Below are 25,068 nucleotides of genomic sequence, written 5' to 3'. Positions count from 1 at the left end.
TAAAGGAAATTGAAAAGGTTTGTAGAAATAATAAATGAAGAGGGGTGATATTAATTGGACACTTTAGGGCTATTAAAAAACAGAATGTCTCTTAGAAAGTATTCTGACAGACCAATTTTAGAGGAAGACCTAAAGATTGTGCTTGAAGGTGCTATGAGAGCACCAACAGCAGGGAATATGATGCTGTATTCCATAATAGTTGTCAAGGATAAAGAGAAAAAGGAGATTTTAAGCAGAACCTGTGATGATCAGCCATTTATAGCTAATGCTCCTGTAGTATTAATTTTCCTTGCAGATATGCAAAGATGGTTTGATTATTACGATTACAGCGGTGTTAAGGAATTCTGCAACGAAAAAGGTATTGAATACAATTCACCAGATGAGGGTGATTTAATGCTTGCGGCTGCTGATGCTGTTATAGCTGCTCAAAATGCTGTGATAGCAGGTGAGGCACTAAATATTGGTTCTTGTTATATTGGAGATATTGTAGAAAACTATGAGGTACATAGAGATTTGTTAAAGCTTCCAAAGTGGGTGTTTCCTGTAGCCATGCTTTGCATGGGATATTATCCTGAAGAACAAAAAAGAATTATTAGTCCAAGATTTGATAGTGAATATATAGTTTTTAATGAAGAATATAGAAGACTTACTAATGAGGACTTTAAAGATATGTTTATCGAAAGAGAAAAAAGGCTTTCTCCTGATAATAAACTAGGAGCTAAGAATTTAGGCCAATTTATGTATGCAAGAAAAACAGGTTCGGAATTCTCAAAGGAAATGACTAGGTCAGTAAGAGAAATGCTTAAAAATTGGCGTGGAGATGATATATAAGTAATAACTATTTCTAAGGCATTTTCATAGATTATATTAAGAATAAAAATTTTTGGAGGATTCTATGATATTTGCCGCCGCCTCAGTTATAGCAGTAATTACAATTGTTGTTATTATAGCATGCTTTAAAGCCACAGGATTTTCTATTGAAGTAAACAACATAAATATAAAGGACAAGGATAAAAAATCAAAATAGACGTATGAATAAAATTTTATGTTTTACTTATAATTTCTAATGTAAGGACTAGCACGAAGCCTTGAAATGAAGCAAATAATATAGGCTTATAAGTGTTTCCATCAAGGAAGGAGAAAAGTATGAACATAAATGAAAAAAAGAAAAAATCAGAAATTGAAGATGCTATAACAGATATGATAAATGAGGGCTCAGAGGGTGTTACGACCTTGAGCAAAGATGTAGAAGCAAAATATGAGTCCAGAGCTGATAAAGTTCCTGGGGATGATAGCAAAGAATAAATTAAGGTGCTGTTTTGAAACGGCACCTTTTTTGTACATTAAAATAATTTATTTGGGAAAACTTAAATCAGGATTATATATTTTTATTAAAACATAGGAGGTAGCTTAAATGAGGATGCACCATAGACATAGAACTAGAAATATTGCGATAGGAAGTATAATAGCTGCTGCTGGAGCGGGTTCAGCCGCATATGCTATATATAAGTTTACAAAAGGAAAAGATAAACAAGCAAAGGAGTCAAAATGTGAAGCTCAAGATATAAAAATTGTTCAAAGCGCAAATGACGTGCTTCTAAACAAAATTGGGACTACAAATTCGGAGATAGAAGAAGCTAAGCTTATGAATAAAACTGCTTATGATTTAGCTAAAGATAAGGGTTTTAGTGAAGAACAATTTAAAATGTTTGTTAATCAAGAAAGAACAAGAGGTATTGATGAGCTTGTATTAAATAGAAAGATAAGTGATGAAGTAGGAGAAGAAGTTAAGCAAAAAATAATTCAACATACAAACAGCTGGAATGGAATGCTTTGTTAAATGGCAGCAACTAAAAAGCGTACCTCGGGATAAAATCCCTTGGAACGCTTTTATATGTTTACTGGTTCATCTGGTTTTCCAAGAACATAGATGTTAACATGATCATCATATTCAACTGAAAAAGAACCAGTATATATGTTTATAAGTTTCCAGCCTTTTTCTAAAAGTGCATTAGCTTCACTTTCACTATGTGTTTCTTGGACTCTTGATATATTTAGAAGGCTTTCTTGAAGCATACTTTCACCACCTTGTAATATAATTATTCACTATAAATAGCTTTTACATTTTTAAATAAAATATGTTATATGTAATGCAATAAAGTTTTTACAATAATGTGTTAGAACTTTTGCATTGTATATATTTGTGTAGATAATTTGTAATGTAAGTGGGAAACCTATTGATGAAACTAAATAAGTTAAAGGAGTGTTAAGTATGATAAGAGAAATGGTAGGAGCAAGAACAATGGCTTCAGTTTTTATGCCTAAAAAAAGAAGAAAGAAAAGAAATATGCTTATGCCAGGAATGAGTACACTTGGAATAATGGCAGGAGCAGGAATTGCATATATGGCTATGAGAAAAAATAAGGGAAACAATGAAGAGAATGAGGAATAAAATAAAAAAAGGCTTAGAGTTTTTCTAAGTCCTTTAACGGTATTGGTCGGGGTAACAGGACTTGAACCTGCGACCTCATGCTCCCGAAGCACGCGCGCTACCATCTGCGCTATACCCCGATATAATACATTATTATACAATAATTATATATAAATAAAATCATAAATTCAATAGAGAAAAGTAAAAAGGAGTTATTATTTAATAACTCCTTTTTTGGTCGGGGTGACAGGGATTGAACCTGCGACCTCATGCTCCCAAAGCACGCGCGCTCCCATCTGCGCCACACCCCGTAGTACAAAGATATTATATAAGAGAGTGGTAAGAAAATCAAGTGTTTTTTAAAACAAATCTAAATTCGTATGTTTTCAGTTGAATTTTCAGCAAAGATATCATAAGATTAATATAGAAAAGGTTTTCTAAGAAATACTTCAGTTATATGAGGAGGCGGACATATGAAAAAAATTAACTATACATCTCCGATGAATGGATATCCAGAGTTGAACAATAATCCAGAGATCTTTGAAATTAATAGATTAGAAGCACATGCGTCTTTAATGCCCTATGAAGAAATTTGCAGTTCAGAAAATTATTTATTTCTTAATGGAGACTGGAAGTTTAGTTTTGCTGAAAATCCAGAGAAGAGAATAAAAAAATTTTATGAAAATGATTATGATACTACCAGCTGGAAAGAAATAAAGGTTCCAGGACATTGGCAGCTTCAAGGCTATGATTATCCTCAATATACTAATAAGCTTTATCCTTGGCATGGAAAAGAGGATGTTAAAGTTGGATTTGCTCCAACTGAATATAATCCTGTAGGCTCTTATGTAAGAAATTTTAAATTACCTGAAGTATTTAAGAATAGACCTTTATATATAAGCTTTCAGGGAGTTGAAGCAGCTTTTTATTTGTGGATAAATGGAGAGTTTGTTGGGTATAGTGAGGACTCATTTTCACCATCAGAATTTGATATAACTCCATACATCATTGATGGAGAAAACAAAATAGCTGTTGAAGTTTACAGATGGTGTGATGCAAGCTGGCTTGAAGATCAAGATTTTTGGAGATTGAGCGGCATTTTCAGGGATGTTTATCTTTATACCACTGCAGATGCACATATTTATGACTTCTCTGTGATTACTGATTTGGATGAGAATTATGCAAATGCTGAATTAAAGATAAAAGCCAAAGTTACTAATTATTTTGAAAAAGAAATGGAAGATATGACCTTAGAGGCTTTACTTTATGATAAAAATAATAGCCTAGTTTATAATGAGCCTTTAAAAATGAAGGTAGATTTAAATAATAAACCAGAGATAGTTTTAGAAACATCAAAACTCATAGAAAATCCTTTAAAATGGAGTGCTGAACAACCTAACTTATATAACTTGGTACTAACTTTAAAGAATGATGCTGGGAATACGATAGAAACAGTAAGTTGCAATGTTGGCTTTAGAAAATTTGAGCTTAAAGAAGGTTTTATGAAAATAAATGGAGAGAGAATTTTATTTAAAGGTGTCAATAGACATGAATTCAACTGCAAATATGGCAGGGCTATAGGTTATGAAGATATGGTATATGATATTAAGCTTATGAAAAAGTTTAATATAAATGCAGTAAGAACCTCTCATTATCCTAACAATGTGCTTTGGTATGAGCTTTGTGATAAATATGGTTTGTATGTAATTGATGAAACGAATCTTGAAACGCATGGTATGTGGGAGCTTGGTCACTATAAAGAAGAAGAAATACTTCCAGGGGGCCACCCTGAATGGACCGCGGCAGTAATTGATAGATGTAATTCTATGTTTGAAAGAGACAAAAATCATCCATCTATACTTATTTGGTCTCTCGGAAATGAAGCTTATGGTGGAGAAAACTTTATCAAGATGCATGATTTTTTAAGGAGTAAGGATTCGACCAGGCTTATCCATTATGAGGGATTATTTCATCATAGAGCTACAGAAGCAGCTTCAGATATGGAGAGCCAAATGTATACAAAACCAAGGGATGTAGAGGCATATGCTCTAAGTGATCCGAAAAAGCCTTTTATACTTTGTGAATATAGTCACTCAATGGGGAATTCTAATGGAAACTTATTTAAGTACTGGGAACTGTTCAGAAAGTATTCAATACTTCAGGGAGGATTTATATGGGATTGGATTGATCAAGCTTTATTAACTAAAACAGAGAATAGAATAGAATACTTGGCTTATGGAGGAGACTTTGGAGATACACCTAACGACAGCAATTTCTGCGGTAACGGAATTATATTTGCAGATAGAACCTTAACACCTAAAATTTACGAGGTTAAAAAATGCTACGAAAGTATAAAGATAGAAGCAATAGATTTAAGTCAGGGAAAGTTTAATATTTACAACGAATTTTTATTTACTAACTTAAATGAGTATAATTTGCAGTGGAATATAGATAAAAATGGTGCTCCTATACTTGAGGGGAACATGGAAGTAGATGTTAAGCCGAATTCCTATGAAAGTATTGATATAAATTACGAACTACCCAAAGCTGATTCTGATGAGGATGAATATATCCTTAATATAAGCTTTGTACTAAAGAATGATACTATATGGGCGGAAAGAGGACATGAAATTTCATTTGTGCAATTTAAGCTTATACAAGAATTAGAACACATTGATAAATTCACAGATAAGTTTCCAAACATAATTATAAATAATAGTTTAGATAAAATAATAGTTGAGGGAAAAGATTTCTCTGCAATTTTTCATAAATCAAAAGGAGAACTTATTTCCTACAGCTACAAAGGCTTAGAACTTCTTAAAAGCCCTATCACTCCAAATTTTTGGAGGGCTGTTACTGATAACGATAGAGGGAATAATTTAGAACAAAGGTGTAATTCCTGGAGAGAGGCTGGCAAGAATAAAATTCTTAAAAATATCAGCATTAATGATTTTAAAAGTTTGATGCAGATAAAAATAAGCTTTATACTGCCGACAACTACATTGTCAGAATGTATAGTGTTCTATGAGATCTATGGGGATGGAGAAGTAAGAATTACAGAAACATTAGTCCCCGGAATTGAAACGCCAGAGATACCTGAAATAGGTATGATGTTTACTATGGAAAAGCAATTTGAAGATTTGACCTGGTACGGAAATGGACCGCATGAAAACTACTGGGATAGAAATAAAGGTACTAAAATTGGGTTGTATAAAGGAAAAGTTAATGATCAATTTGTTCCTTACTTAAGACCTCAGGAATGTGGAAATAAGACTGATGTCAGATGGGCATCCTTAGTGAATTCTGAAGGCGTTGGTCTTATAATAAAAGGTTCTCCAACAATAGAACTAAATGTACTTCCTTATACTCCTTTAGAACTTGAAGAAAATGATCACTCATATAAGCTTCCTCAAAGTGACAAGGTAGTTGTAAGAGTAAATTATAAACAAATGGGAGTAGGAGGAGATGATACCTGGGGAGCAAAAACTCACGAGGAATTCACATTGTATGCAAATAAAAATTATACTTACTCCTACTCAATAAAAGGAATTAAACTATAAGAAATGAAATCAAACTTCAGGTTTTATGTAGCCTGAAGTTTGATTTCATTTGAAGAAAGTCAAAATTTAGATTATTATATAGTTTAAGTAGATTACGAACTAAAGTTATCGCAAACTTTGCTTTAAAGTCCGCAGGGCTTTGCGTGGAAAATAATATATAATCTTAGTGATTACTTTTCACACTGCTCTACATACTTTAAAGCAAGCCTATAATACTTTTGTTTCTCTTTAGTTAATCAGTTTAAACATTAAAAAGTTTAGCGCTGTTTAATAATAGTGCTGATATAAGCAGGTTCTTTGATATGGTAGAAAGCAAATCTACCGCAAACCAGCATGGTACAAGTAAATATTTAAATATTTTTATAGGTTTATATTTAAATTGGTGAATGATAAAAATGCTATTACTAGCTTTTAACAAAGCCAAAAGTTTTGATTATAAAGCGATCATTGAGCAAGTCGTATATATAGATACTTATAATTGCGAATAAGATATATAGGCTGAGTATAAAGACCGAGAGCAGGTGTAGAAAATAATATTTTAATTTGATTGATAACTTTGCTCATGTTCTTGGATAAGTAATGCTGAAAAGCTTAGAGCCTCTCTTTTGAGCAAGCTAAAAGTATTTTAAGTTTACTAAAGATATTTCAAAGTCTGCGGCTATTAAAGTAAAAAGAAGTCAAAGCGAATTCCTAGAGGCTCTTAGCTTTTCAGTATTGCAAGCCTTAGAACATACGCAAAGGAATCATAAAGTAAAATATTATTTTATACACTAGGCTCTAAGGTCTTTGCACCACAGCCTACGGCCATTTTAGTTCGCAATTTTATTAAGGGGTGGAACAAATGAGAAAGTATAAGCTTTTGATTGTTGACGATGAAGTTGAAGTTAGAAAAGGTATTATAAATAAGGTTCATTGGGATGAACTTGGTTTTGAGATTGTAGCTGAAGGTGAGAATGGTCAAGAGGCGTTGGAGCTTTTTGAGAAAACGTTACCTGACGTAGTTTTAACAGATATTAAAATGCCTTTTATGGATGGACTAGAGCTCTCAAGAATTATTAAAGAGAAATATCCAACTACGAAAATAATTGTAATGACAGGTTTTGACGAATTTGAATATGCTCATAAGGCAATTAAATTAAATGTATCTGAGTATTTATTGAGACCTATCTCCTCTGAAGAACTTACGAATATACTTCTAAAAGTTAAAGGTCAGATTGATAATGAAATAGCAGAGAAGGAGAATGTGGAAGCATTAAGGGAGCATTACAAAAAAAGTATTCCTGTACTTAGAGAAAAGTTTCTTATATCTCTTATAAGCAGCAGTCTTGATAAGAAAGAAATAGAGCAGAATTCAAAAAACTATGAAGTGGATTTATATGGAAATGAGTTTTTGGTATCTGTTATAAGTATTGATAAGAAGAAAATAGAGAGTAATGAGCATAGAAATAATGATAATGAAGTTTTACTTCAGGAGAAAGGACTTTTAAAATTTGCAGTTCTTAATACTGTCCAGGAAATAGTAGACAAATATAAGCTTGGAACTGTTTTTTTAAAGGACGAAAACGTTGTTATTTTGGCTGTTAATAAAGAGAAAGAAAGTGAAAATATATCGAATAAAACCTTTTCTGCTCTTGAAGAACTTAAGCAGGTGCTTGAGAAATTTTTAAAAGTGACAGTTACAGTAGGAGTAGGTAATATCGTAAAGGATGTAATATCCTTGAGAAACTCTTATGAAAACGCAGTGGCGGCTTTAGACTACAGAATATTTATGGGTAAAAATAAAATAATTTGGATAGAAGATATAGAACCTGTGAGTGTTAATAAAATAGTATTCGATGAAACTAAGGAGAGAGTTCTAACAAGCGGAATAAAGGTTGGATCTACTGAAGAAATAAGCTTAACAATTGATAAACTTTTTGAGGACATTATAAATTCTAAGGCCTCTTTTAAGGATTACCAGATTTATATTATGGAGATGCTTACTACAATACTAAAAGCTGCTAGAGATTCAGGCGTTGATATTGATGAGATTTTTGGTGTTAATCATAATTTGTTTATTGAGCTCTACAGCTTAAATGGAATAGAAGAGGCAAAAGGCTGGTTTAAGGATATATCAATAAGAATAATGAATTTTATTGTTAAAGACAGACAAGATACGTATCAGCATTTAGTAAAAAAGGCAAAGAACTATATAAAAGAAAATTATGGAAACAGCGATATAAATATTAATGAAGTCTGCAATTATCTGCATTTGAGTCCAACTTACTTCAGTTTTATATTTAAAAAAGAAACAAAGACTACTTTTGTAAATTATTTAACCCAAGTAAGAATGGATGCGGCTAAAGAACTTCTAAGAACTACAAATTTAAAGGCCTTTGAGATTGCAGAAAAGATTGGTTATTCTGAACCTAATTACTTTAGTTACAGCTTTAAAAAGAAATTTGGGGTATCCCCTTCAGAGTATAGAAATAGCTCAAAATAAAGTGAAGATAGGGAGTTTGTAATTCGATGAAGAAATTATCGGAAAGATTCAATGAATTTTTGAGAGTAAAAAGTATTCAATTTATAATTACAGTATCTTTTGTCTGCATAACTGTGCTTGCAGTTATAGTTGTGGGAATTATACTATCTGGTAAGTTTTCTAGAACAGCAGAGCAAAATGTTGGAATGAGTACGCAAAAGATTATTGATCAAGTAAGTGTTAATTTAGATAATTATCAAAAATCCATGACGTCAGTGTCAGACACAATAGAAAAGGGAATTAAAAGGACGGACTCCCTGCCAAGCAAGCAGCTTGAAGAAAAAACGGATGTAATCTTAGATATGAGAGATGATATTGTCTCCGTAGCTGTATTTACTAATAAGGGAGAACTTGTAATGGGGAACCCTTTTCCAAGCTTAAAAAAGCAGGCTAATGTTATGAGTGAACGCTGGTTTAAAAATGCTTTAGGAAGCCCGGACAGTTCTTTTATCTCAGAGCCTCATGTACAAAACTTATTTGAAGTAAAGCACAATTGGGTTCTATCCTTTAGCAAGGCTATAAGTTTTCAGTATAAGGGAAAACAAGAGGATGGAGTGCTTCTTATTGATATGAATTTCAACTCAATTGAGCAGTTATGCGGAAAATCCGGACTTGGGAAAAGAGGATATATCTATGTGGTAGATAAAGAAGGGAATATTATTTACCATCCTAATCAGCAGCTTGTATATACAGGTCTGAAAAGTGAAGATAGCAATGAAGTTTTGAACAAAACTTATGGAAGTTTTACTCAAAAGCTTAATGGAGAAGAGAGACTTTTGACGGTTAAGAGTGTAGGTTATACAGATTGGAAAGTAGTAGGGGTTTCTTATATGGATGAACTTTCTGCTACTAGAAAAGATATAACAAGTTTTTCAGTCTGGATTTTAATTTTTGTTATTATATTTATAACATTAATTTTTATTTTTATTTCTGCCAAAGTTACAAAGCCTATAAAGCTTCTTGACAGTTCGATGAAAAAGGTAGAAGAGGGAGATTTTAATATAAATATAGATATAAAGGGAGACAAAGAGGTTGTGCATCTTTCTAAAACCTTCAATATGATGGTGTTTAGAATAAGACAGCTTATGAATCAAATTGTAGTTGAACAGGAAGAAAAGAGAAAGAGTGAGTTAAACGCACTTCAGGCACAGATTAATCCTCATTTTTTATATAATACTCTAGATTCTATAGTTTGGATGGCGGAGAATGGAAACAGCAAGGATGTTATTACCATGGTTACTTCCCTGGCTAGACTTTTCAGAATAAGTATAAGCAGAGGGAAAAATATTATTACAGTAAAAGAAGAAATAGAGCATGCTAGAAATTACTTGATTATTCAAAAGGTAAGATACAAGACTAAATTTAATTTTGAGATAGAAGCAGAAGAGGAAGTACTACAGCTTAAAACTTTAAAGCTTTTGCTGCAGCCTATAATTGAAAATTCTTTATATCATGGTGTTCAATACATGGTTGAAGAAGGCTTTATAAAAATATCAGTTAAAATTGAAGCAGGGAGACTTCTTTACCAGGTTAGTGATAATGGATTAGGAATGAAGAAAGAAATTGTAAATAATATTTTGTCCTATAATTCAACAAATACAGGGGGATCAGGTGTAGGGGTTAAGAACGTACATCAAAGAATTCAACTCTATTATGGAAAAGAATACGGGGTTGATATAGATAGCGAATTGGAAGAGGGAACCACAGTTAAAATATGGCTGCCAGTAGTTAAAGATGAAAGCCAGGGGAAGGGATAACATGGTTAAAAGAAATATATTAATAATGTTTTTAATTTTAACTATTATTTTAGGGGCAACAGGTTGTTATAAAATAGATAGAAAAAGCAATGGACAGGAAACAAAGACTATTGAGTTTATAGTTAAGATGGGTGGAGGAGAACACTGGGAAATGGTTAGGTCAGGAGCACAAGAGGCTTCTAAAGAATTTAATATAAATATGAATTTTACAGCTCCAGACAAGGAACAGGATGTAGATGTTCAGGAGAAGCTTGTGGAAAGTGCAATAGAACGAAAAGTGGATGCGATTGTTCTGTCTTCCAGCGACTATAAGAGAATGGTGAATGTGGTGGAAAAGGCTACTGATAACAAAATACCTGTTATTATTATTGATTCTTTAGTAGATACAGATAAGGTATTAAGTACTGTTTCAACCAATAATTTTGAGGCAGGAAAGCAGGCAGGAAACAAAATAGCACAACTAGTCGGAGATAATTCAAATATTGCCGTAATGAGTTTTGTGAAGGAAAGTGAGAGTGCGGAGAATAGAGAAAAAGGAATAGAAGCAGCACTTAAAAACTATAAAAATATTAATATAGTAGCAAAAGAATATTGTTATTCAAATGAAAAGGCTTCGGAAGAACTTACAAAAAATGTTATACAGTTAAATAAAGATCTAAACGGAATTGTAGCTTTAAATTCTTCAGCTTCATTAGGGGCTGCAAGAGCTATTGAAGGACTTGGACTTAAGGGCAAGATAAAACTAGTAACCTTTGACAGCACAATGCTGGGGATTCAATATCTTGAAGATGGTGTTATTCAAGCAACTGTAGTGCAGAATCCATTTATGATAGGATATTTAGGTTTAAAATATGGAGCCATGGCAGCAAGAGGAGAAAAGATACCTAAGAATACAGAAATAGAATCAAAAGTTATAGATGAATATAATATGTACAGCGAGCAAAATCAGAGGTTTATATTCCCCTTTGTAAAGTAATACAATGAAATCGTTTCATTTCAGTAGGATTTTTATATAAAATCATAGAATTTTATATTATTTTTTTATGAAAACGATGATAATATTAATAACAGAGAGACATAATAAAAAAATAATAAATTAAAATATTTTGTAGGGGGAATATTAAATGAACAAAAAATTAATAGCTACAGTATTAGCTACCGCTCTTGTACTTGGCGGATGTGCATCAAAGCCAGCTCCAACCACAAATGGAGGAGACAGCGCTAGCAGTGCAAAGCCAAAAGTAGGTGTTACTATCTACAAGTATGATGATAACTTCATGTCCTTCGTTAGAAGAGCTATTGATACTGCAGGAAAAGACAAAGCAGATCTTATAATGAACGACTCACAAAATGACCAAGCTAAGCAGCTTGACCAAATCGATACAATGATTTCAAAGGGATCTAAATCTTTAGCAATCAACTTAGTTGACCCTAAGGCTGCTGGAAACGTAATAGAAAAAGCTAAAGCTAAAAATCTTCCAGTAATATTCTTCAACAAAGAGCCAGAAGCTTCAGCATTAGCTAGCTATGACAAAGCTTGGTATGTAGGAACTAAGTCAGAAGAATCAGGTATTTTACAAGGACAATTAATTGTAGACCAATGGAACAAGAGCAAAGATAAATGGGATTTAAACAAAGATGGTAAAATCCAATACGTATTATTAAAAGGTGAACCAGGACATCCAGATGCAGAAGCAAGAACTAAGTATTCTGTTCAAACAATCAAAGACAAGGGAATTGGTGTTGAAGAGTTAGCTATAGACACAGCTATGTGGGATTCAGCTAAAGCTACAGACAAGATGGATGCTTGGCTAGCAAAGAATAATGGAAAAATCGAAATGGTTATTTGCAACAATGACGCAATGGCATTAGGTGCTATAGCATCACTTGAAAAAGCTGGATACTTTAAAGGCGACAAATACATGCCAGTTGTTGGTGTTGACGCTATACCAGATGCTTTAACTAAGATTGAAGCAGGTGAAATGCTTGGTACAGTATTAAATGATGCTAAGAACCAAGGTCAAGCAACAATGGATTTAGCTATAAATGCAGCTAATGGAAAAGATGTATTAACTGGAACTAAGTGGAAGTTAGATGACAAAAAAGCAGTTCGTGTTCCTTATGTAGCTATTACTAAAGACAACATAAACACTGCTAAGGATGCATATAAATAACAAAGTGAATAAGAGACACACTTTAAAGTGTGTCTCCTATCATTTAAATTTGTATAAGGAGGGAAATCCATGAATAATACAGCCAGGGAAAAGGACAAAGAACAATATGTGCTAGAAATGTTAAATATATCTAAGGAGTTTCCTGGGGTAAAAGCATTATCTGGAGTAACCTTAAAAGTTAGACCAGGTACTGTACATTCATTAATGGGTGAAAATGGTGCAGGTAAATCAACACTGATGAAATGTTTGTTTGGGATATATCATATGGATGAAGGTGAAATTTACCTAAGCGGACAAAAGGTTCAGTTTGTAAATTCAAAACAAGCCTTAGATAATGGCGTTTCTATGGTTCATCAAGAATTAAATCAAGTTAGACAAAGAAGTATTATAGATAATATATGGCTTGGTCGTTATCCTGAAAAGGGTGGCTTTATTAACGAAAAAAAGATGTATGAAGATACTAAAAAGATTTTTGAAGAATTGGACATAAATGTTGATCCAAGACAAAAGGTAGGTTCTCTATCAGTTTCACAAGCACAGATGGTTGAAATTGCAAAAGCAGTTTCTTATGATTCAAAGGTTTTAGTTATGGATGAGCCAACTTCCTCATTAACTGAAAAAGAAGTTGCACATTTATTCAAGATTATTGAAAAGTTAAAGAAAAAGAATGTTGGAATTATATATATTTCTCATAAGATGGAAGAGATACTTAAAATTTCAGATGATGTTACTATAATGAGAGATGGTCAGTGGGTTGCAACAAAGAAGGCAAGCGAGCTAACCACTGATTTGATAATAAATATGATGGTTGGAAGAGATTTGTCAAATCGTTTTCCGGAGAAAGTAAACAAGCCTCAACAAGTGATATTAGAAGTTAAAAATCTTTCTGCTGAAACCAAACCTAGAGTTGATAATGTTAGTTTTGAACTTAGAGCAGGAGAAATACTCGGTGTTGCAGGACTTGTTGGAGCAAAGAGAACAGAGCTTTTAGAAACTTTATTTGGTATGGTAAAGATGACTTCTGGGAAAATAGTATTGCATGGTAAGGAAATAGTTAATTCTAATCCAAGTGTTGCAATGAAAAATGGATTTGCACTAGTTACGGAGGAAAGACGTATAACAGGTATTTTTGACAGACTTTCCATAAGTTTTAATTCTGTAATTGCAAATGTAGGAAAGTATGTTAATAAATTTGGTATATTATCAGATAAAAATATTGAAAAAGATACTCAATGGGTAATAGACTCTATGAGAGTTAAAACACCATCACAAAAAACTGCTATAGGAAGTCTTTCAGGTGGTAATCAGCAAAAGGTAATAATAGGAAGATGGCTTTTAACAAAGCCAGAGATACTAATGCTTGATGAACCAACAAGAGGAATAGACGTTGGAGCAAAATATGAAATCTATCAACTTATGAATAATTTAGCTGCTGAAGGAAAAGGAATAATAATGGTATCTTCTGAAATGCCGGAGCTTCTTGGTGTAACAGATAGAATTATGGTTATGAGTAACGGAAAACTGGCAGGTATAGTTGATACAAAGACTACTACTCAAGAAGAAATAATGAGACTACAAGCAAGATTCCTATAGGAAGGAAGGAGGAAATCAAAAATGGAAAATGGAAAAGCAATAAAAAATAAAATGCCTCTTGGGCAGTTACTAATGAATAATGCAATATATATAGTTTTAGTAGCATTATTTATTGTCATAATTGCGATAGATCCTACATTTTTATCGGTAGATAACTTTAGAAATATATTAGCACAAGCCTCAACTCGTATGATAATAGCTTTAGGTATAGGTGGTATACTTATAGTTCAAGGTACAGACCTTTCCGCAGGACGTACTGTAGGACTTGCAGCAGTAGTTTCAGCTTCATTATTACAAGCTACTGATTATGCTTACAGAATGTATCCTCATTTACAAAGGCTCCCAATTTGGGTTCCAATATTAGTAGCTATAGTTGTGTGTGCAATTGTTGGCTTACTAAATGGTATTATAGTTGCAGTATTTAAAGTTCCGCCTTTTATAGCTACTCTAGGCATGATGCTTATAGTTTATGGAGCTACATCAACTTACTTTGACCGTCCACCACTTGGTGCACAGCCAATAGGAGGTTTGGATAAGGCCTTTTCAAAATTTGTACTTGGAAGTGTTGGTACAGGAAACCTTAGAATTCCATACTTAGTTATATACGCTGCTATAGTAACTATATTAATGTGGATATTATGGAATAAGACTCGTTTCGGAAAAAATATGTATGCTATTGGTGGAAATCCAGAAGCTTCCGCAGTATCTGGTGTTAATGTTATAAAATACTTAGTTTTAATATATGCTTTAGCAGGTGCTTTATTCGGATTCGCTGGTGCTTTAGAAGCAGGACGTGTTGGTAGTGCAACTAACAACACTGGTAACATGTATGAAATGGATGCTATTGCAGCCTGCGTTGTTGGTGGTGTTTCCATATATGGAGGTATCGGTACAGTACCTGGTATTTTAACAGGAGTTTTAATATTCCAAGTTATCAACTATGGACTTGCATTTATAGGAATCAACCCATACCTTCAGTACATCGTAAAAGGATTGATTATAGTATTTGCAGTTGCTATTGATATTAGAAAATACATTAAGAAGAAATAATGTAGAATGAGTGATGAAGATCCCCTTTTTGGGGATTTTCTTTTATTTTAATAAATTATAAAAACTTCGTAGGAGTCTTATCCATCAATTATACATTCTACATTCAGTAATTTTACATTAAAAAATAGGCCGCTTCACTTTGGAATTCGTATCCCAAAGTGAAGCGGTCTATTTTTTATGCTCCTTCGCTAAGGAACTTATACTGGCTCATATACAAGCTATGATAAAGTCCTTTTGAGTTCATTAATTCATCATGAGTTCCAGCTTCAACAATTGTTCCATCATTAACTACCATTATTCTATCACAATCTCTGATAGTTGAAAGTCTGTGGGCTATTACAAAGGAAGTCCTTCCATGAAGAAGCTTCTGTATACCTCTTTGTACAAGCTTTTCTGTCTGAGTATCAATATTTGAAGTAGCTTCGTCAAGAATTAAAATTCTTGGGTTTGCAAGAAGTGCTCTTGCAAAGGATATAAGCTGTCTTTGACCTACTGAAAGTCTAGAACCTCTTTCATTAACTTCTGTATCATAACCATTTTCAAGGCCCATTATAAATTCATGAGCACTAACAGCTTTTGCAGCTGCAATAACTTCTTCATCAGTTGCATCAAGTTTTCCGTACCTTATATTCTCTTTAATAGTAGTAGAGAAAAGGAAGGTATCTTGAAGCATTATACCCATCTGACTTCGCAAAGATTCTAACTCAACATTTTTAACATTTCTGCCATCAATTAAAACTTCACCGCCTTGAGAGTCATAGAATCTGCTGATTAGGTTAACTATAGTAGTTTTACCAGCACCAGTTGGGCCTACAAGAGCTATAGTTTCTCCTGGATTAATTTTAAAGCTTACATTATCCAAAACAACTGTGCCATCCTCATAACCAAAGGTTACGTTTTTAAACTCAACCTGACCTTTAATTTTAGGCATCTTTACTGCGCAGTTAATATCAATGATATCTGGCTTAACATCCATTATTTCAAAGATTCTTTCAGCAGCTGCAAAGCTCATAATCATATTATTGTAGAAATTGCTTATTTCAAGTATTGGTCTCCAGAACATGCCTATATACATGGTGAAAGCTATAATTGTACCAATAGTTATATCATTAGACCCTATTAGTTTTGCACCGAACCAATAAACTAAAGCCATACCTAGTCCCCATGAGGTATCAACCAAAGGCCAGAAAAGGTCATTTAACCGTACCGCACGTATAAATTCACCCATCATATCCTTAACTAAATTCAAAAAAGTGTTTGAAGTTTTATTTTCATTAGCAAAAGCTTGAACTACCTTCATGCCTGAGAAATCTTCATGAGTAAAGGCATTAAAGGTTGAACGCTTTCTTCTGTAATTCTGCCATCTTCTTCTTGAAAAGGTTTCAATAGAAAACATACTAAGTGCAAGAACAGGAAGCAAGATTATAGAAGCAAGTGCCAGTTTTACATTTAGATAAAACATCATTATACCTACGCAAATTATTGTTAATAGCTGAGGTATAAAGTTAGTTACCGCATTGTTAAACAAATCCTGAAGTGAGTTAACGTCACCAATAACTCTGGCTAAAATTTTTCCTACAGGTCTGTTATCAAAGAAGGAGAAAGACAGCTTTTGAATATGAGTATACAAATCATGCCTGATTTTTAAAAGTATATCATTTGTTATGGAAGCCATCTTTATAATTCTTACGCTAGAAGCAAGCATGGATAAAAAGTTCATTATTACCATAGCTGCTCCAATTATAAAAAGTCCCTTTAAGTCATTGTTTTTTATATTTTGATCAATAGCTACCTTTAATAGATAAGGATTTATTATATTTACGACCATTACAAAGATTAATAAAAGAAGTATAACAAATACCTTTAGTTTATAAGATTTAAGATAGCTGAAAAGTCTTTTGAGTATTTCAGAATTTGAAAACTTTCTCAAATCTTCATCCTGTTTTACTGTGTTTCTAGCCATTATCCCACCTCCTCGTTTGAGCTTATAGTATCGAAGTCTTTAAATTGTTCGCAGTAAACTTCATAATACTTTCCTTTTTTAGTAAGTAGCTGTTCGTGATTTCCTTTTTCAACAATACGACCATCTTCAACATATATTATAAGGTCTGCATTTTTAACTGCTGATATTCTGTGAGCTATTATAAATGTAGTAGCATTTTTGTGCTTTTCATTTAAATTCTTAAGAAGTCTATATTCAGTTTCCATATCTAAGGCTGAAGTAGCATCATCAAGAATCAATATACTTGAGTTTCTTATAAGTGCTCTAGCAATAGATAACCTCTGCTTTTGCCCACCTGAAAGTCCTATACCTCTTTCACCAATTACAGTGTCGTATTTCTCATCAAGTTCTTCAATAAAGTCAGCAGCGCAGGCAAGAGAGCATGCTTCTTTAATTTCTTCCAAGGAAGCATTTTCACTGCCAAAACGAATATTTTCCTCTATACTTGATGAAAATAAGAAGGTATCCTGTGGAACAATAGACATTCGGCTTCTTAGGTCTTTAAGATTTACTTCTTTTACATTATAACCGTCCACATATATAGCACCATTCGTTACGTCGTAATATCTTCCTATAAGATTAATAATAGAGGATTTTCCTGAACCAGTTGTACCCATAATAGCAATTGTACTTCCGGCTTTTATATCAAGACTTACATCCTGAAGTACATATTCATCTCTATACTTAAAGGAAACATTGTCAAACTTTATATCTCCTTTAATAACAGGAAGTCTGAAAGAATCCTCGGTATCTTTAATTTCAGGTTCTTCATCCATTATTTTTGCTATTTTCTTGGCAGAAGCATTTGTCTGAGCCATTAAATTTGTAAGCCAGCCTAACATTCGCATTGGCCATATAAGCATCCATATATACCCGTTGAAAGCTACTAAGGTACCAATTGACATAGTCTCGTTCATAACAAGCATTCCACCTAGAACTATTAAGAAAACCATAGCAATGTTAGTTAAAAATTCTATTGGAGGAAAGTACCTTGATATTATTTTGTTTTGTTCCATACTTAAATCAAAGTTTTCGTGATTGAGTTTTAAAAATTTTAGTATTTCATGTTTTTCTCTTGCAAAAGCCTTAACTAGTCTTACACCCGCAATATTTTCTTGAGCGGCGGTGTTTAATAAAACTCCTTGGTCACTAAGTTTTCCGTATGAATCTCCTATTTTCTTTTCAAATTTTAAAGCTAGGTAAGCAATAGGAGGCATTACTAGAAGACATAAAAGTGTGAGCTTCCAGTTCAGCACAAATAAAAGTACAGAAGCAGTAACGAAATATATTATATTTTCCACGAATAATCTTAGTCCAAAGGATACGCTTCTCCATACGTTATCTACATCTTCACCTATTCTGGACATAAGTTCTCCGGTGTTCATATTATCAAAATACTTAAAAGGTAATTTTTGAATGTGATCAAATAAATCCTTTTTAAGGTCTATGCTTATTTTTGCTGAAAGCACGTCAAAGAGATATTCTTTAGCATAACCGAATACTGCTCTTAAAAGTGTAACAGCTATAAAACCACCAAGTATAGGCCATAATAAATTCATTTCTTTGCCTATAAAAACTTTGTCTGTAATGAGTTTTTGCAGATATGGATTAAACATATCCAAAAAGATAGCAAGTGTCATCGCGATAGAAGGTACAATTACAAGCAATTTGTACTTCCATACATATTTAAAAATCTGTTTCATTCTAAGGTCCCCCCTTCTTATTCCGTCTAAATTTTTAAGCTGCTCTTAAATATTTGCAGCCTGGTTTTAGAATGAAAAAAACCATGGTTATCCCATGGCAAGAAAACATAACTTTTAAAGGCAAAGTATACCTTTAAAAACCTATATAAAAAGGCCATGGGTATTTGCAGCCCATGACCTATATCTCATAATCTATGAAAAAAGGTTTTGTATCAAGGTGTGAAAACCAACACCGAGGCAGGGCTACAATATGAAGTTTTAGATGCAAACATGTCGCTAGAAGCATTTTTTTCTGTAAAGGGCGCAAAAATGCCGTTGTTAAGAATACTGCTCATATTAATTTGTCTAGTTTTTCTTAATAACATATTACCTGACATGTCTCCTACCTCCTCTTTAATATTTAATAATAACTTCCATTTTAGGATACAACCTTTTACAACTTCTGTCAATAAAAATTTGTAAAAATTTTCAGGAAAACTTTAAGAATATAAAATTAGCTTTTACGTATTGTTTATTTATAAATAATACAATAAGGTTTTTGCATTAATTATGAAACTAAATATCCAATCTTCAACGCTTTTTTAAACATCATTAATGTATTAGAACTTTTGCTTTGTATATAATAATATATGACATATAGATTGGAGGGTGAATTGAAAATGAAAATAGATAGAGTTATTTCTAATATAAAGACGGTGGATTGTCCTCCAGACAAACTTCAGGAGAGAATTCAAGATGCCTGCAGGGTACCTGGAATTGGAGGAGATCCAGCTGTAGTTGTCGATAGAAACGAAAATTTAGATAAAGAGGATCTAAAAGCCTATAATGTTCATATTGTAAATACAGATACTCCGCGGATAGTTGCAATGGTAAAAGAAGGTTATGATGGCTACGTAGCCACAGTAACTGACGCATATCCTTTAGAATAAATATAAATAGGGTGCATTATTGCCCTTTTTTTCTTATTTTTGGTATCGAATTAAAATTGCTCTCGTATATACTATTAAGAAACATAAGTTATACAAGGGGGCTCATATTATGAAAAAGAAAGTTTTATTATGCGGACTCATAGCTATTTCAATAGTTTTTTCAGCCTGCAGTGCTAAAAAATCAGCAAGCGGAAACAGTGCTCCTGCACCAGCTGCACAGGCAAAAATGGATAGTTTGTCAATTAACAATAGCAATAACACTGCAGAAACTGCCAAAGCTGCAGGCGTGGATACTAAAGCTTCTGCAAAGGTAGAGGAAAAAAAGATAATTACAAATGCTTCTATTTATATAATAGAGGATGATTTAGAAAAACTATCACAAGCAATCAATAAAAAGACTCAGGAACTAAATGGATATATTGAAAGCGAGGAGACACTAGAAAATAAAATCACTGTAAGAGTCAGAATTCCAGCAGACAAATTTGATACTTTTATGTCATATACTGAAAAGGGGTTTAGTGTTAAAAATAAAAGTATTTCTAGTGAAAATGTAACAGATGCCTATGTAGATAATGATGCTAGACTAAAAAATTTAAGAGCACAGGAAGAGCAGGTTCTTTCTATTTTAAAGAAGGCTAATACAGTGGAAGAGGTTTTAAAGGTGCAGGCAGAGCTTTACAAAATAAGAGGTGATGCTGAGGCTCTGGAAGCTAAAAAGAAGAGCTGGGATAAGCAGGTAGATTATGCTACAATAACTTTGAATGCAGATAAAAAAATTATAGTTGCTGAAACTAAAAAGACTATTATTGGTGGATCAGATTTCATAAAATCAATAGGAAAAGGTTTTACAAATACTTCAGTAGCCTTGATACTTGCTGTAGAAAATATTTTAATATTTGTTTTTTCAAATATTATTGTTTTAGGGATATTTGTTGTTGCAGGAGTTTTTGGATATAAAAGGTATAAAAAATATATGAAAAATAATCAATTGTAGAATTTTAGCTATAAAGCTGCAGATATTGTAATATGTCTGCAGCTTTACTTATTTTGTATTTGTATAAACAGATAAATAGTTGGAAAAAATAATTTTATTAATGGTATCAAATAAATAGAGGAGGATTTTGTTTATGAGTTCAGAAAATAATAACAATGACAGCCAATCTTTAGATGATTTTTTTAATTATAATGGAAGTAATGATAGTGAACTTGCCCAGGAAATAAGCAATTTAAAAGAACAATTAAGCAGTATGCAGCAAACCTTGTATGATATGCAGACTAATTCTATAACTGGAGGAAACTCTGGGCAAAACAGCAGTGCTAATGGAAACGGTCAAGACAATAATGAGAATAAAGGGAATCAGCAGAAAAATGAAGAACAGAAAAATGAAGAAAAGGATAAGGAAAAGGATAAGGAAAAGAATAAAGATAATAACAAAGCTGAAAACCATAGTAATCAAGCCATGAATCAGCTCTTGATGCAAATGAATGATTTTAGAAGTCAGGCTCAGAAACAGCAGGAACAGGTACAACAGCAGGTCCAAAAATCTATACAGCAGGCAATGCAGGTGCTTCAAGAAGCAAGCCAGCAAATACAATCTAATCAGGCACTTACTCAAATGAATCATTTAATTGATCAAGCGCAGCAGCAAATAAGCGGAGTTTCCCCCAATGCTCAACACAGCCATCAAAATGAAAATGACGGAGAAGATAAAAAACAGGAGAAGCAATAAAACATGCATAAACTGCAGAGGGAATTTTATAATAGAGATAGTGTAACTGTAGCTAAAGAACTTTTAGGAAAGTTTCTGGTTCATAAAGTTAATGGAAAGGAACTTATAGGTAAGATAGTTGAGGTAGAGGCTTATATGGGGCCAACCGATAAGGCAGCGCATTCTTATAATAATAGAAGAACAGATAGAAATGAAATTATGTATGGGTTGCCAGGATTCGCTTATGTGTATATAATATATGGAATGTATAACTGTGTAAATGTAGTAGTAGAAGAGCCGGGAAAACCTCAAGCAATACTTATAAGAGCTTTGGAGCCAATCAGTTCTCTTGATGAAATTAGCAATTTCAGATATGGGAAAACATATGAAGAACTTTCTAAACGAGAAATAATAGGACTTACAAGTGGACCAGGAAAGCTATGTAAGGCTTTCTTCATTGACAGAGGACAGAACGGAGAAGATTTGTGCGGAGATAAATTATTTTTATATGAAGATGAGAACTCAGAGGAATTTGAAATAATAAGCACCACAAGAATAAACATAGATTATGCAGAAGAAGCAAAGGATTTTCCATGGAGATTTTATATAAAAGGGAATCCTTATGTATCTAAAAAGTAGAAGCTTGAGCTTCTGCTTGTTTGTTATGTTGACAAAAATTTTAATATAAGGATACAATGATATTAGCTTTTATGTGATTTAATGTTGAAAGGTGGTTTGGGAATGGGGTTTATAAAAGATATATTTGATAAAGAAATAACCAAAAGGCTGCTAGTCTTATTTTCTTTAGTTTTAATATTTTATGTAATGAGAGGCATGATTAATTTATTTCTTCTAACTTTTTTATTTACTTATCTTATATATAGCATGCAGAATTTGGTTATGAGAAAGCTTGGAAAGTATATACCTCTTAGTTATACACTTGTAACTATATTTTTTTATGTTATATTTGCAACTTTGATTACCTTTTTTATATCTAAATATATACCAATTGTGATTAGTCAAACTATAATCATAATAAATCAAATATCAGATTTTGATTTTAAATCCAATATACATATACAAAAATATCTTATGCCAATGATTGATCAAGTTGATTTTAAGGGATATACAAAAGGTGGAGTAGATTTCCTTCTTCAGCTTGCTACTAATATAGGCAAGTGGAGTATCAATATTTTTATTGCACTTATGCTTAGCATGTTTTTTATGCTTGAAAAAAGTAAGGTATCGGAATTTGTTAACAGACTTAGGTACAGTAGAATATCCGGCTTTTACAAATATCTTCATTATTTTGGAACTAACTTTTTAAATTCTTTCGGAAAAGTAATACAGGCCCAAATAATTATTGCGCTAATAAATTCTCTATTATCTATAATAGGTCTTGGAGTCTTGGGCTTTAAGCAGCTTCTTGGACTAGGGGTTATGATATTTTTATTTAGCTTAGTACCTGTGGCAGGTACAATAGTTTCCTTGATTCCACTTTCAATAATAGCTTTTAATAATGGTGGAGTCATTAAAATATTATATGTGTTTATAATGATAGCAGCTTTACATGGACTGGAAAGCTATGTACTAAATCCAAAATTGATGGCTTCAAAAACAGAACTTCCGGTGTTTATAATATTTGTTGTTTTAATATTATCTGAACACTTTATGGGGGTTTGGGGCCTTCTTATAGGAATTCCTTTGTTTATGTTTTTATTGGACTTACTAAATGTTAAAGCTAGGGAATAAAAGTGCCGTATTTCGGCACTTTTTTATGCTTAAATATCATTTATAATTAACTATAAGTAAAAATGGACAAAGGTGAATTTTATGAAACTTAGACAGAAAACTATTACTATAATGCTTATAACCTTCTTAAGCTTGGTTGTTATATTTTTTATAGCTTCCAAAACTATAATTGTAAGAAGTTTTTTGAATTTAGAAGAACAAGATATGACAAAAGATTTAAATAGAATTGTCGATATAATAAATTACGATATAAATAATTTAAGCTTAAGAAATAAGGATTATGCAGCGTGGGATCAAACTTACAAATTTGTACTAAATAGAAATGAAGAATATATAAAATCTGAATTGGGAAATGAAACTTTTTCTAATCTAAAGATAAATATAATGTTTATACTAGATGAGAAGAACAATCCTATCTTTGTCAAAGGGTATAATCTAGAAGATAAAAAAGAAATAAATTTAAATAAATATGAAGAAGAACTTTTATATAATATTAAGAAGGATCTGCCCATGAAGGAAATAAATACATTGGGTAATATCCAAGGAATTATTATGATTGATAAAACTCCAATGATGATCTCTATAAGAAGAATTCTGACCAGTGATGAGGAAGGACCTTCCAGAGGCATTATGGTTATGGGGAGGTATATAGATTCTGAGGAGATAAATTACATAGATAAAATAACTCATGTATCCTTTGAAATTGATAATACAGATAATCCTAATAATTACATGAATAAGGAAGTTGTAGTCAAACCAGTTAATATGAATATTGTGTCAGGATATACTGTTATTAAAGATATATATGGCAAACCAACCTTTCTTATTAAGCACTCAATAGAGAGAAATACTTTTCATAAAGGACTCGCAAGTGTAAGATATTTGGGATTATCTTTAATTATTATAGGTGGAGTATTTCTATATGTAGTGATGATTATAATAGAAAGAATTGTTTTGAGAAGACTTCTGGAGCTTAATAATCAGGTTTATAACATAGGCCAAAGGAGAGAGTTTTCATTAAGGGTTGAGGATAGTGGAAAGGATGAACTTGCAAGTCTTGCTAAGGTTATAAATTTTATGTTAGTAACTATTGAAAAATCTTTTGTTGATTTAAAAGAAAACAATGAAAAGTTAAAAGAGCTTGATAAGCTTAAAAGCGATTTTATATCTTCTGTTTCTCATGAACTTAGAACCCCATTAACTTCTATCATAGGATTTTCAAGTTTAATTAAAAGCAAATTTAATAAAAAAATATTACCGGTATTAGATTTTGAAGATAAAAAAGTCAGAAAAGCAAGTGAGCAAATAGTAACCAATGCGGATATTATAATTTCAGAAGGGAAAAGGCTTACAACTATTGTTAATGATGTCTTAGATATCTCAAAAATAGAAGCAGGTAAAATGGAGTATAAAGATAAAATTACAGATGTTAGTGAGATAATTGAAAAGTCTGCTAAAGCTATTGAATCCTTAATAAATAAAAATATAGAGTTAATAGTAGATATTGATAATAATCTTCCGTTTATCATGATTGATGAAGATAAGCTTTTTCAAGTACTAATTAATTTAATATCAAATTCTATAAAGTTTACTGAAGAAGGAACTATTGTGTGCACTGCAGAATTAGAAAATGAGCATATTATTATTAGCGTGATTGATACTGGAATTGGAATTAATAAAGAAAATTATGAGACTATTTTTGAAAAATTTAATCAAGTTGGAAGTACTCTCATAGGAAAACCTAAGGGTACAGGACTTGGTCTTGCAATTTGTAAAAATATAATAGAACACTATGGTGGAAAGATATGGGTTGAAAGTAAACTAAATGAAGGCAGCAAGTTTTCATTTACGATACCAATGAATTTATTTGCAGATTAATGAGAGAGA

General features: G+C 32.3%; 22 protein-coding genes and 2 tRNA genes. 18 read left to right on the top strand and 6 right to left on the bottom strand.

From position 1 onward, the window contains the following. Positions 1–54: 54 nt before the first annotated feature. The 4 genes from JK636_RS11590 (at position 55) to JK636_RS11580 (ending at position 1,840) form a co-directional block, all read left to right on the top strand. Entirely contained in the window at positions 55–831 is a 777-nt protein-coding gene (locus JK636_RS11590) for a nitroreductase family protein (protein ID WP_243428204.1), read from the top strand. A gap of 64 nt (positions 832–895) precedes the next feature. Continuing rightward, the gene (locus JK636_RS23880; RefSeq protein WP_274601612.1) at positions 896–1,027 is read left to right on the top strand and encodes a hypothetical protein; all 132 of its coding nucleotides are present in this window, start codon (positions 896–898) and stop codon (positions 1,025–1,027) included. Between the two features lie 119 nt (positions 1,028–1,146). Further along, positions 1,147–1,305 (top strand): hypothetical protein, encoded by a 159-nt coding sequence (locus tag JK636_RS11585; protein ID WP_202749159.1) that lies wholly within the window; start codon positions 1,147–1,149, stop codon positions 1,303–1,305. 109 nt (positions 1,306–1,414) lie between these two features. Then, positions 1,415–1,840 carry a hypothetical protein gene (locus tag JK636_RS11580; protein WP_202749158.1) on the top strand — a complete coding sequence of 142 codons (426 nt, stop codon included), beginning with the start codon at positions 1,415–1,417 and terminating at the stop codon, positions 1,838–1,840. A 50-nt stretch (positions 1,841–1,890) separates the two neighbouring features. Here the strand turns inward: JK636_RS11580 and JK636_RS11575 are convergent, their stop codons facing one another. After that, the gene (locus tag JK636_RS11575) at positions 1,891–2,076 is read right to left on the bottom strand and encodes a hypothetical protein (RefSeq protein ID WP_202749157.1); all 186 of its coding nucleotides are present in this window, start codon (positions 2,074–2,076) and stop codon (positions 1,891–1,893) included. A 196-nt stretch (positions 2,077–2,272) separates the two neighbouring features. On the opposite strand from JK636_RS11575, the gene JK636_RS11570 reads away from it, so the two are divergent. After that, entirely contained in the window at positions 2,273–2,452 is a 180-nt protein-coding gene (locus JK636_RS11570; protein WP_202749156.1) for a hypothetical protein, read from the top strand. Between the two features lie 43 nt (positions 2,453–2,495). Here the strand turns inward: JK636_RS11570 and JK636_RS11565 are convergent. Further along, positions 2,496–2,571: transfer RNA gene (locus JK636_RS11565), tRNA-Pro, on the bottom strand. 95 nt (positions 2,572–2,666) lie between these two features. After that, a tRNA-Pro gene (locus JK636_RS11560) sits at positions 2,667–2,742 on the bottom strand. A 162-nt stretch (positions 2,743–2,904) separates the two neighbouring features. On the opposite strand from JK636_RS11560, the gene lacZ reads away from it, so the two are divergent. From lacZ to mglC, 7 genes are all read left to right on the top strand, one after another. After that, complete coding sequence (gene lacZ / locus JK636_RS11555) at positions 2,905–5,991, top strand: beta-galactosidase, LacZ type (RefSeq protein WP_202749155.1); 3,087 nt, start codon at positions 2,905–2,907, stop codon at positions 5,989–5,991. Positions 5,992–6,832: 841 nt separating this feature from the next. Beyond that, complete coding sequence (locus JK636_RS11550; RefSeq protein WP_202749154.1) at positions 6,833–8,473, top strand: response regulator; 1,641 nt, start codon at positions 6,833–6,835, stop codon at positions 8,471–8,473. A 26-nt stretch (positions 8,474–8,499) separates the two neighbouring features. Then, positions 8,500–10,269, top strand: coding sequence for a cache domain-containing sensor histidine kinase (locus JK636_RS11545; protein WP_202749153.1), 1,770 nt, complete (start codon positions 8,500–8,502; stop codon positions 10,267–10,269). A gap of 1 nt (position 10,270) precedes the next feature. Then, on the top strand, positions 10,271–11,245 hold the full coding sequence (locus JK636_RS11540; RefSeq protein WP_202749152.1) for a substrate-binding domain-containing protein: 975 nt from the start codon (positions 10,271–10,273) through the stop codon (positions 11,243–11,245). 148 nt (positions 11,246–11,393) lie between these two features. Next, positions 11,394–12,443, top strand: coding sequence for a galactose/glucose ABC transporter substrate-binding protein MglB (mglB, locus tag JK636_RS11535; RefSeq protein WP_202749151.1), 1,050 nt, complete (start codon positions 11,394–11,396; stop codon positions 12,441–12,443). 69 nt (positions 12,444–12,512) lie between these two features. Further along, entirely contained in the window at positions 12,513–14,036 is a 1,524-nt protein-coding gene (gene mglA, locus JK636_RS11530; RefSeq protein WP_202749150.1) for a galactose/methyl galactoside ABC transporter ATP-binding protein MglA, read from the top strand. Positions 14,037–14,057: 21 nt separating this feature from the next. Continuing rightward, positions 14,058–15,086 (top strand): galactose/methyl galactoside ABC transporter permease MglC, encoded by a 1,029-nt coding sequence (mglC, locus tag JK636_RS11525; protein ID WP_202749149.1) that lies wholly within the window; start codon positions 14,058–14,060, stop codon positions 15,084–15,086. Positions 15,087–15,261: 175 nt separating this feature from the next. On the opposite strand, the gene JK636_RS11520 is transcribed toward mglC, so the two are convergent. From JK636_RS11520 to JK636_RS11510, 3 genes are all read right to left on the bottom strand, one after another. Continuing rightward, entirely contained in the window at positions 15,262–17,049 is a 1,788-nt protein-coding gene (locus JK636_RS11520; RefSeq protein ID WP_202749148.1) for an ABC transporter ATP-binding protein, read from the bottom strand. After that, complete coding sequence (locus JK636_RS11515; RefSeq protein WP_202749147.1) at positions 17,049–18,791, bottom strand: ABC transporter ATP-binding protein; 1,743 nt, start codon at positions 18,789–18,791, stop codon at positions 17,049–17,051. Before JK636_RS11515 ends, JK636_RS11520 begins: the two co-directional genes overlap by 1 nt. A gap of 212 nt (positions 18,792–19,003) precedes the next feature. Further along, a complete protein-coding gene (locus tag JK636_RS11510) occupies positions 19,004–19,168 on the bottom strand; it encodes a hypothetical protein (RefSeq protein ID WP_202749146.1) in 165 nt (54 codons plus the stop codon). Between the two features lie 282 nt (positions 19,169–19,450). Between JK636_RS11510 and JK636_RS11505 the strand changes: the two genes are divergently transcribed. The 6 genes from JK636_RS11505 (at position 19,451) to JK636_RS11480 (ending at position 25,059) form a co-directional block, all read left to right on the top strand. Then, positions 19,451–19,720: a hypothetical protein gene (locus JK636_RS11505; protein WP_202749145.1), complete on the top strand. Its 270-nt coding sequence runs from the start codon at positions 19,451–19,453 to the stop codon at positions 19,718–19,720. 109 nt (positions 19,721–19,829) lie between these two features. After that, positions 19,830–20,714, top strand: a complete 885-nt coding sequence (locus tag JK636_RS11500) for a DUF4349 domain-containing protein (RefSeq protein ID WP_202749144.1) — start codon at positions 19,830–19,832, stop codon at positions 20,712–20,714. A gap of 133 nt (positions 20,715–20,847) precedes the next feature. After that, a complete protein-coding gene (locus JK636_RS11495; RefSeq protein ID WP_202749143.1) occupies positions 20,848–21,450 on the top strand; it encodes a hypothetical protein in 603 nt (200 codons plus the stop codon). A gap of 3 nt (positions 21,451–21,453) precedes the next feature. After that, a complete protein-coding gene (locus tag JK636_RS11490) occupies positions 21,454–22,068 on the top strand; it encodes a DNA-3-methyladenine glycosylase (protein ID WP_202749142.1) in 615 nt (204 codons plus the stop codon). A gap of 102 nt (positions 22,069–22,170) precedes the next feature. Then, positions 22,171–23,181, top strand: coding sequence for an AI-2E family transporter (locus JK636_RS11485; protein ID WP_202749141.1), 1,011 nt, complete (start codon positions 22,171–22,173; stop codon positions 23,179–23,181). Between the two features lie 81 nt (positions 23,182–23,262). Next, positions 23,263–25,059 (top strand): sensor histidine kinase, encoded by a 1,797-nt coding sequence (locus tag JK636_RS11480; protein ID WP_202749140.1) that lies wholly within the window; start codon positions 23,263–23,265, stop codon positions 25,057–25,059. Positions 25,060–25,068 lie beyond the last annotated feature (9 nt).

Origin of the sequence: Clostridium rhizosphaerae (assembly GCF_016765585.1) — a bacterium.
Classification (GTDB): Bacteria; Bacillota; Clostridia; order Clostridiales; family Clostridiaceae; genus Clostridium_AT; species Clostridium_AT rhizosphaerae.
The sequence above is the reverse complement of the archived record's forward strand: the minus strand, read 5'-3'. Positions and strand labels throughout refer to the sequence as shown.